Raw genomic sequence first — 9,092 nt, 5'->3', positions numbered from 1 at the left:
CTTGTCCTGGAAGTAATCAGCCCCGGCAATCCCACCTCATCCTGTACCTGTCAGGATTTTACGGAATTAAAACCCAATACATCCGAGGGAGCAACCGAAAAACATCTTCCCATTATTGAAGTCAGCGGTAACCAGGTAACCGTTAAAGTGGGCAGTATTTATCATCCCATGACAGAAGAACACAGCATTGCCTGGGTATATCTTCAGACGAAAATGGGTTGTCAGAGAATCAATCTCTGCCCAACCTGTGAGCCGGTAGCGAACTTTGTATTGGCAGATGGGGATGAAGCGATTGCAGCTTATGCTTATTGCAATCTGCATGGTTTCTGGAAAACAGAAGTTTAAAAGAATCAAAAACAACCGGCTGCAATGGGATCGATCAAATCCCATTGCATGCCGGTTGCCTTTTTATTCACGCTCACACTGTTCTGCTGCGATTCCGTTTTCTGCCACTACTTATTTCTATAGTACAACCTGGTTTCATATGGACGAAGAACCGTTACCTCCTCCGGCAGCCTGCCACTGTAATTGCCAAGGAGATATTGATAATCTTTAAGATCCGTTTCCGGATTCCACACCGCTTCTTTTCCGTAGAAGTTGCTGGCAGCCACCAGTATTTCCCCTTTATAGGTGCGCCTGTAAGCCATAACCGATGGATTCTTTACATCCAGCGCCTCAAAATCTCCATATGCAATCACATCATATTCCTTACGCAGGCTGACCAGTTTCTTATAATAATGGAAAATAGAATCCGGATCCTCTAGCTGTTGTCTTGCATTGATCTTTTTATAATTCCCGTTTACCCCAATCCATGGTACTCCTTTTGTAAAACCAGCCTGTTCTTCTTCGCTCCACTGCATGGGAGTACGGCTGTTATCCCTGGAGTGTACCTGAAGAATCTGATATGCCTGTGACTCGGTTAACCCTTTTTCCTGGAGAATCTGAAAATGGTTCAGGCTCTCCACGTCCCGGTACTGGAAGATCTCATCGAATCCTGCATTGGTCATCCCCAGTTCTTCTCCCTGGTAAATGTACGGAGTCCCTCGCAGGCAATGTATCACCGTCGCCAGCATCTTAGCAGACTCCTTCCAGTATTCACCCGTATCTCCAAAGCGTGACACGACACGGGGCTGGTCATGGTTGCACCAGAAGACTGCATTCCATGCATGATTTTCAGCCATATTCCTCTGCCAGTCAAATAGGATCTGTTTTAATTTTGCAAAATCATAGGGGATCAGAACCCATTTTTCATTTCCCATAAAATCTACTTTCAAGTGATGGAAACTAAAGACCATAGAAAACTCTTTTCCGTCCTCACCTGCATACCGGTAACAGTTTTCCATAGAAGTACTGGACATTTCCCCAACAGTCAGTATTCCTTTTTCTTTTCCGAAGGTTTTTTCATTCAGTTCTCTCAGATATCTGTGAATTTGGGGTCCATCGGTATAGAATCTTCTGCCGTCCCCCTCATAATCATCCTCAAATGCTGCCTTGCTGATCAGATTCACCACATCAAACCGGAATCCTTTCACTCCTTTTCCCATCCAGAACAGAATGATTTTCTGCATTTCTGCTCTTACTTCCTCATTATCCCAGTTTAGATCCGGCTGGGAAACGTCAAATAAATGTAGGTAGTATTCGTCAAATGCTTCTACATATTCCCAGGCATTCCCGCCAAACTTGCTCTCCCAGTTTGTGGGGGGAATTCCGGGTCCTTTTCCCTTTTTAAAAATGTAATAATTCTTGTACTTTTTATCCCCGGCCAATGCTTTTTGAAACCATTCATGTCGGCTGGAAGTATGGTTAAATACCATATCCAGCATCAGTGATATCTCCCTTTTTCCTGCCTCTCTTACCAGATCATCAAAATCTTCCATGTCCCCGTAAGATGGATCAATTCGATAATAATCTGCAACATCATATCCATTGTCCTTCTGTGGTGACAGAAAAAACGGCGTCATCCAGATATAATCTATCCCCAATTCCTTCAGATAATCCAATTTGCTGATTACGCCCCTGATATCGCCGGTTCCATCCCCTGTAGAATCTGCAAAGGACTTAGGGTAAATCTGATAAACCGTACTCTTCTTAAAATCTTCCAACATACATCCCCCTCTACTCATATGCACCAATCACAGTTTCTCCAGCCACTGCATTCAGTTCAGACAGGAATCGCAAATTACTTGCATCCCCTTCATCCGTTACAAGAAATACTGTGGTGGCAGGGTGTCCTGCCTTTTTAATCTTTTCCATTGAAAAATGAATCAGCGGCTCACCACAGCGCACGGTATCCCCTTCTTTCACAAAGAGCTCAAAACCTTCCCCTTTCATATCAACTGTATCAATGCCAACATGTATCAGGATCTCCATTCCATTATCCAATACCAGACTACATGCATGTCCCGATTCTTCCATGACAACGCTTACCGTTCCATCTGCCGGTGCAACTACCGTTTCACTCTCCGGCTGGATTCCAACACCATCCCCCATAATCTTCTGGGAAAATACATCATCCGGTACTTCCTCAATTGGGATAATTCTGCCCGTTAAAACAGACATCAAAACCTGTTCTTTTGGTGAATTGCCAGGATTGCCAAAATCAGCAATATCTACTTTTTCGTCCGTATCCGCTGCAGCTGTCACGATTCCTCTTTCCTGTAAAGTGAGTTTCTTTTTCCCAATCATCCAGGTCAGTACAAAAGGTACTACCAGAACAATCAGCATACAGATGGCAAACATCGCCATAAATTCGGTCTTGATGGACAGGATGCCCGGTATGCCTCCGACACCTACCGCATTAGCCATCACCCCGGTGCTTACCGCCAGTGCACCAGCAATACCGGAACCAATCATGCCGCTGATAAACGGAAATCCGGCTTTTAGATTAACACCAAAAATTGCAGGTTCGGTTACGCCAAGATAACAGGATATACACGCCGGGATTGCTATCTGCTGAGCCCGTTCATTCTTTTTCTGCAGAACAATCATTGCCAATACTGCCGACCCCTGTGCGATATTAGAAAGTGCTATCATTGGCCACAGAATCGTGCCCTGATAATCCGCGATGAGCTGTAAATCAATTGCATTTGTCATATGATGCAGACCTGTTATTACTAAAGGAGCATAGATAAATCCAAAGAATGCTCCGAACAATCCACGAAAGCTTGACGTTAGCCCTGCGTAAACGCCTGCAGAAATCCAGGAGCCCAGCTGCCATCCAATCGGTCCTAAAATCCCATGTGCCACAATGACAGAAAGGAGCAGTGACAGAAACGGAACCACAATCATACTGATTGCCGCCGGTGTGATTTTCTTAAAAAACCGCTCCAGATACACCAGGGTAAATCCCGCCAGTATGGCAGGTATTACCTGTCCCTGATAGCCGGCCATCTGCATTTGAAAGAATCCAAAATCCCAGTACTTCATCGCCACCTGTCCAACATCATAGGCATTGAGCAGCTGCGGGGAGACCAGGGTAATTCCAAGTACAATACCAAGAATCTGTGTGGTTCCCATTTTTTTCGTAACAGACCATACGATTCCAACCGGCAGAAAATGAAAGACTGCTTCACCGATCAGCCACAGGAAACTGTAGATTCCGCTCCAGAACACAGAAACATCCGTCAGTGTCTTGGTTCCTCCTTCTAAAAACTTAACATCACCGATAATATTGCGGAATCCGAGAATTAAACCGCCAACAATAATTGCGGGAATCAGCGGTGCAAAAATCTCAGCCAGATTAGAAACCCCTTTTTGCAGCAGATTCTGCTTTTTCTTGGCTTCCTGCTTCACCTGATCTTTGCTGACTCCCTCTATACCTGCATATTTCGTAAATTCATTGTAAAAGCTGGAAACGTCATTTCCAATAATAACCTGATATTGTCCTGCCTGCGTAAAGGTTCCTTTCACACTTGGAATATTTTCAATCTGCTTTTCGTCTGCCTTTGTCTGGTCAATCAGAACAAAACGCATTCTGGTTATGCAGTGGGAAACTGCCTGAATATTATCCCTGCCCCCGATAAGCTCTAATAATTTTTTAACATCATCCGTATAATTTGCCATTTGATCCTCCCAATCTCCATAAGTTAACTTGTTTGAACAAGTTTAGTATAGCAAACTTGTTTAAACATGTCAATATCTCCTTTTAAATTATTTGGTGCCAGCCAATTCTCTTTTACTCTGATTGTGTTTGAAAACGATCATCCGTTTATCCGAAAACCGTACAGGAAATATCGCTCAATTTTTACTTTTCCTTGACATTCTCCAATCCCGATTTATAATAGTAAAAGGATGTTTAAACAAGAATAGAAAGGGTGTTCCTATGCCAAAAGCAAAATACGACATCATTTATCAGGATATTAAACGCAAAATAGAATCCGGGGAATATGCTTTCCAGGAACTGCTTCCCTCGGAAAATACCATGGTGAATACTTATAACTGTTCCCGCAATACGATCCGCAGAGCCGTCAGCAGCCTGGTTACCGAGGGCTATGTCCAGACACTTCACGGCAAAGGCGTCCGCAATATCTTTAAACCCGTGGAGCAGAATTCCTTTACTTTGGCGGGGATTGAATCTTTCAAAGAATCTGCCCTTCGCAATCACAGGACAGCAAAGACACAGGTCTTGTGTTTTGTGGATGATCTGGTCAGTGACGAAAAGATTGAGAAACGTACCGGATTTCCTACAGGAAGTGAATTATACTATGTTCAGCGACTGCGCTATCTGGACGGAAAAGCCCTGATCATCGACCACAATTATTTTCTAAAAAGTGTTGTAACCGGACTTACCGAAGATATCGCACGGAGTTCCATTTATGATTATCTGGAGCATACCCTAGACATTTCCATTGTCACCAGTAAACGGACCATGACTGTAGAACGGGTCACTGAAATTGATGAAAAACATATGGAATTAAACGGCTATAACTGCATGGCAGTAATCAGCAGCCAGACATATAATGACGACGGGGTTATGTTCGAATTTACCCAATCCCGTCATCGTCCTGACTATTTTTGCTTTCAGGATACGGCAACCAGAAAATAAAAATCCCGGAAGCAGACAGAAAATTATGACACTGTCTGCTTCCGGGTTTTTTTATTAGACATCTATCAATTAACATTTCTGGAATTGAAGTCAACCATAATACGCGTTACTTCTTCAATATATTCCTCTTTAAGAAGTAATAACAGCTTTGGCATAAATTCCTCCAGATATTCTTTCGTCAGTTTCCCCTGGTCCATTCTGTAGAAACTGTCAGAAAGAAGGCCTTTTGCCTCTTCTTCATTTCCGGATGCCACCCGCTCCATAATAAATTCTAAGAAGCGGTTCTGCCCCTGCTTTTGATTTTCATTTTCCATATTGCTCACTTTTATTCCTCTTTCTATCCATTATTGTTCTTTTTATTATTAGCCTTTCTTCTGTTCTCTATACGGTCAAACAACATGGATGCTCTGTCTTAACTTTTTGCCATTATATATAAATCTTATCAAAAGAAGTAACTACACCATTTTGAACATATAAATACAGCGTGTAACTTCCCTTTCGATATACCCACTGCTCCAGTGCCCCTGATAAATACCGGTTAATATAATTAGGTCTGCCAAATGTTGTCTGAACTACTTGAGATACATGCATTCCCACATATATGGTGTCTGATAAATAAATTGTCTCTGTTTGTGATGTTAACCTTTGTCTAAATTTATTATACACAACAATCTGAGCTGTTCCCGGATTATTTGCTGCCATGGATATGGAATATCGGTTCGTTTTCGTATTGATTTTTCCTTTATAAGTTCTTCCTTCTATTATCGCTACAACATAATCTCCCTTTGCTGCACCCTGAATTTCTCCATCTATGCTTCTGGAATCTTTATAAATAGTATTGATTCCTCTGAGGATTACAGATGCATTTTTTATTTTGGCTGTAACAGTCTTCTTATTCCCATTCAATGATGAGATAGCCGTTACTTTGCATTTTGTACCTATTTTTTGTTGTTTTATTTTTATCCGGTATTTACCATGGCTGTTTGCTTTTCCTTTGTATGTTTTCTTGCCTATTTTAACCTGTACCTTTGAATTTTTCAAAGTTTTTCCAGTAATATAATTATCCTGATATGTAATTTTATCTGCTTTCAAAGAAGGTGCTTTTTTACTGTGAACAACTTTTTTCGTAATGAGTGCCTTAGCCCCAGTTGATATTCCCTGAATACTTATGGTATAGGATTGATTTTTTTTATAGCTTTTTGGCAGTTTTATAGTCTTCTGTCCATCATAAAACATAGAATATTCATAAATATCATCACTGTCAAATTTATATGTATACTGCTTACCTCCAATTGTTACTGTAACTAACACATATTCTGAAATATAAGTGTCTGAATAGCTTCCGTCCGATATTGAAAATCGAAAAGACGTTTGATCATCATACAGGGGACCCGCTTTAATACGGTAGCAGCCATCCAACTTTGGATTATGTTTTATTTTTCTGCTGATCGTTTTTACAACACGGGAGTATAGGCCTTCGAATTCAAGTTGATATGCTGTACCTGCCTTATATAAATATTTCGTTTGGAGTTTAAAATTTGTCTTTTCACCATGTTTTAATGTTGATGTATAATAAGTAACTTTCTCATTACCTATTTTCAACGTTATAATATAAAGTTCCTCTCCATCCTTGCTGATATCATCTTTCAGATAATTAGTAATGGATCCGGTCACTTCTGTGGAAGTATCATCTAATTCATTCATCGTACAGTTAAGCACTTCACCATATGCCTCAACTGTCCCCGAGACACTGCTATAGTATCCTGATTGCTCACCAATAAACTTGATCTGGTATTTGGTTCCACTTTTATATTTCTTGTTTAATTTAAAAGAATAACCATGCTTTTGATTCGTTATGTATCTTGTATTTTCCCCTTTATACTGATCCCCGCCTATATATAAGGTGATGTCTATAAATATGTCATGTTCTAAGTCATCTGTGACATCACAATAATAAGTATTATAAATATCTTTGCTTCGCAGGTTATCAATTTTCTTGGGTACATTTTTAAGCGTAAATACCTCTCGGATGCTTCTTCCTTCCTCATCTGATATTTGAATTTCTAAAATCGTTCCATCTAACTGGTCAGGAAAATTTATGTAAAAATCCTGAGAATATTCGCCACTGGAATACATTCTCAAATTAATATCCTTTGTATAAGTATCTTTCCCAACTTTAATTGTGATCTTGCATGGTTGCTCCTGCCACCAGTTTTCCCGTTCGTCTCTCCATGTTATCACCCCTTCAAACCGCTTTAGTGTACTGATCCTCTTATCAGACTGTGTAATGGACAGAAATTCAAATTCGTCTTTCTGATTATCTGCATCCGTTGTACTTTTGTTTGTATTTTCCCTCTTTTCTTCTTTCCATGTCTGGTCAACTGATTCTGTATTCTCTTCCGACTGATCATTTACTTCTGTTACATTATTTAACTCTGTTATCTCTTCTGACTCTGTTTCACCAATTAACTCTGTTTCATTATTGATCTCCGTTTCAATTACACCTTCTGTCACTGCATGAAATTTACCGTCACTTTCAACTTCTGTAACTGCTTCTTTTGCAAAAACAGGCATGGAATAAATCAGGCATATAAAAATCAATACCATCTGTGCAGCTGTTTTGAAACCTTTTTTCTTTTTCATTCTTTTTCTCCCATTCTCCCTGTAATAATTATATGATCTTCCTAAAACGGACTCCCTCTGCATGGAAATTTTCCCCAAGCTGTTTTTTATCTAATATTTCATATCCATTTTTCCTGTAAAATTCACATGCGGGTTTATTCTTTGAAAATGCCCATATAATGATTTCAGAAAATCCCTTTTCTCTCGCCAGATTCTCACCAAACTTCAATAATTTGCTTCCGATTTTCTGTCCCTGTTTTTCAACATCCACATATATTCTCCACAACTCAAATGCATCTGTTTTATCCCCGTCACAGCACTTTCCGCAGGTAAGAATCCCCTGTACCTCTCCATCATCATACACAAAGTTTTCCAAAGATCCGCTTTCCACCTCGCTTCGGATGGCATCTCCACGCTTTTGGCACCACTGGGTTGAAAGCTGTACATCAGCAACATATCCCTGATAAGTTGTCTTCCAACACTCATTGACGATGTATGCCGCTCTTTCTGTATCTTTGCTGGTCATTACTCTTATTTTCTTTGTATCTCCTGTCACTTTATCATCTCCTCCACCTTTTTCTGATCGACTGCGGTCAGTTCCACCCAGGCAGGTCGAAATCCGCTTCTTATTGCATTGCGGACGGAGCCGATGTTGGACCACGCCGCACAATAAAATGGTACCTTGCCAAGTTTTAATACCTCCATTGCCAGTCTGCTGGTCAGAGCCGAGGCAACGCCTCCTTTTCGATAGTCCGGCAACACATCAATGCCGATCTGCCACATGGTATCGCAGTCTGCAGAACACCCCGCCATGCCGATCATTTTTCCTTCGTCAAAAGCTGCCGCTGCCAGCACATCCAGATGTTTTCTTTTCTCGCACAGAGCATTACTCCATTGTTCGGTATAGAGTTTTGCAAAATCTTTTTGTTCCAGAATCCGGATTTCATAATCACAGGGTAAGGGGTTCACCTGGGTTACGTCCGGTAAGAAGTATTCCGCCATAAAGCATATGGACTTATCATACTTGTCAAATTCCTTTGACAGCACATGGATATCCGGCGTTTCAAAGCAGTGCTCCACCGGGAAACGATTTATGTAATCGGCTGCAAACTCCTTCACTCTGGGATCCACAGAAGCCACAATATTGTTCCCGTAAGAAACCAGATTGCAGAAAAAAGGCAGCTCCAGATAACGCCTTGCCTGGTCACTCGCCTTAGAAATAACAACTTTATTTTCCCTTTGCTTAAAATCCTCCGCGCTGCAATTCAGGTCCAATGCCGATTGCTGCATAGCAATTTCCATAATATCTTTATTAGTCATAACTCCTCCCTTTCCGCACTATAGGTTTACTGAATGAATGCTCTGCTGGCAAATTATTTATTAATTTCTTTGAATACGTATACTTTCATTTTAATGCATCCGAAGC

At 41.0% G+C, this 9,092-nt stretch carries 8 protein-coding genes; 2 read left to right on the top strand and 6 right to left on the bottom strand.

Features of this window, described 5'->3' with window-relative positions:
* The coding region (locus ACH2DQ_RS06590; protein WP_395026053.1) for a desulfoferrodoxin family protein at positions 1-345 on the top strand (345 nt) is incomplete at its 5' end.
* A gap of 107 nt (positions 346-452) precedes the next feature.
* Here ACH2DQ_RS06590 and treC read toward each other — a convergent pair.
* Complete coding sequence (treC, locus tag ACH2DQ_RS06585; protein ID WP_394915331.1) at positions 453-2,102, bottom strand: alpha,alpha-phosphotrehalase; 1,650 nt, start codon at positions 2,100-2,102, stop codon at positions 453-455.
* Positions 2,103-2,115: 13 nt separating this feature from the next.
* Positions 2,116-4,062, bottom strand: coding sequence for a PTS system trehalose-specific EIIBC component (treP, locus tag ACH2DQ_RS06580; protein ID WP_394915324.1), 1,947 nt, complete (start codon positions 4,060-4,062; stop codon positions 2,116-2,118).
* A 259-nt stretch (positions 4,063-4,321) separates the two neighbouring features.
* Here treP and treR point away from each other — a divergent pair, with 259 nt between their 5' ends.
* Positions 4,322-5,044 carry a trehalose operon repressor gene (gene treR / locus ACH2DQ_RS06575; protein WP_394915325.1) on the top strand — a complete coding sequence of 241 codons (723 nt, stop codon included), beginning with the start codon at positions 4,322-4,324 and terminating at the stop codon, positions 5,042-5,044.
* Between the two features lie 65 nt (positions 5,045-5,109).
* On the opposite strand, the gene ACH2DQ_RS06570 is transcribed toward treR, so the two are convergent.
* The 4 genes from ACH2DQ_RS06570 to ACH2DQ_RS06555 all read right to left on the bottom strand — a co-directional run bounded on the left by ACH2DQ_RS06570 (position 5,110) and on the right by ACH2DQ_RS06555 (position 8,986).
* Positions 5,110-5,367: a hypothetical protein gene (locus ACH2DQ_RS06570; RefSeq protein ID WP_394915326.1), complete on the bottom strand. Its 258-nt coding sequence runs from the start codon at positions 5,365-5,367 to the stop codon at positions 5,110-5,112.
* 103 nt (positions 5,368-5,470) lie between these two features.
* Positions 5,471-7,687 carry an Ig-like domain-containing protein gene (locus tag ACH2DQ_RS06565; protein WP_394915327.1) on the bottom strand — a complete coding sequence of 739 codons (2,217 nt, stop codon included), beginning with the start codon at positions 7,685-7,687 and terminating at the stop codon, positions 5,471-5,473.
* Positions 7,688-7,715: 28 nt separating this feature from the next.
* A complete protein-coding gene (locus ACH2DQ_RS06560) occupies positions 7,716-8,222 on the bottom strand; it encodes a GNAT family N-acetyltransferase (RefSeq protein ID WP_394915328.1) in 507 nt (168 codons plus the stop codon).
* Entirely contained in the window at positions 8,219-8,986 is a 768-nt protein-coding gene (locus ACH2DQ_RS06555) for a GNAT family N-acetyltransferase (protein ID WP_394915329.1), read from the bottom strand. Before ACH2DQ_RS06555 ends, ACH2DQ_RS06560 begins: the two co-directional genes overlap by 4 nt.
* Positions 8,987-9,092 lie beyond the last annotated feature (106 nt).

Source organism: Robinsoniella sp. (assembly GCF_034124845.1).
This window is presented reverse-complemented; position numbering and strand designations above follow the sequence as displayed.

Excerpts from the sequence above, each read along its gene's own strand:
- treP (WP_394915324.1), bottom strand. The coding sequence starts at position 4,062 with ATGGCAAATTATACGGATGATGTTAAAAAATTATTAGAGCTTATCGGG.
- treR (WP_394915325.1), top strand. The coding sequence starts at position 4,322 with ATGCCAAAAGCAAAATACGACATCATTTATCAGGATATTAAACGCAAA.
- ACH2DQ_RS06565 (WP_394915327.1), bottom strand. The coding sequence starts at position 7,687 with ATGAAAAAGAAAAAAGGTTTCAAAACAGCTGCACAGATGGTATTGATT.
- ACH2DQ_RS06555 (WP_394915329.1), bottom strand. The coding sequence starts at position 8,986 with ATGACTAATAAAGATATTATGGAAATTGCTATGCAGCAATCGGCATTG.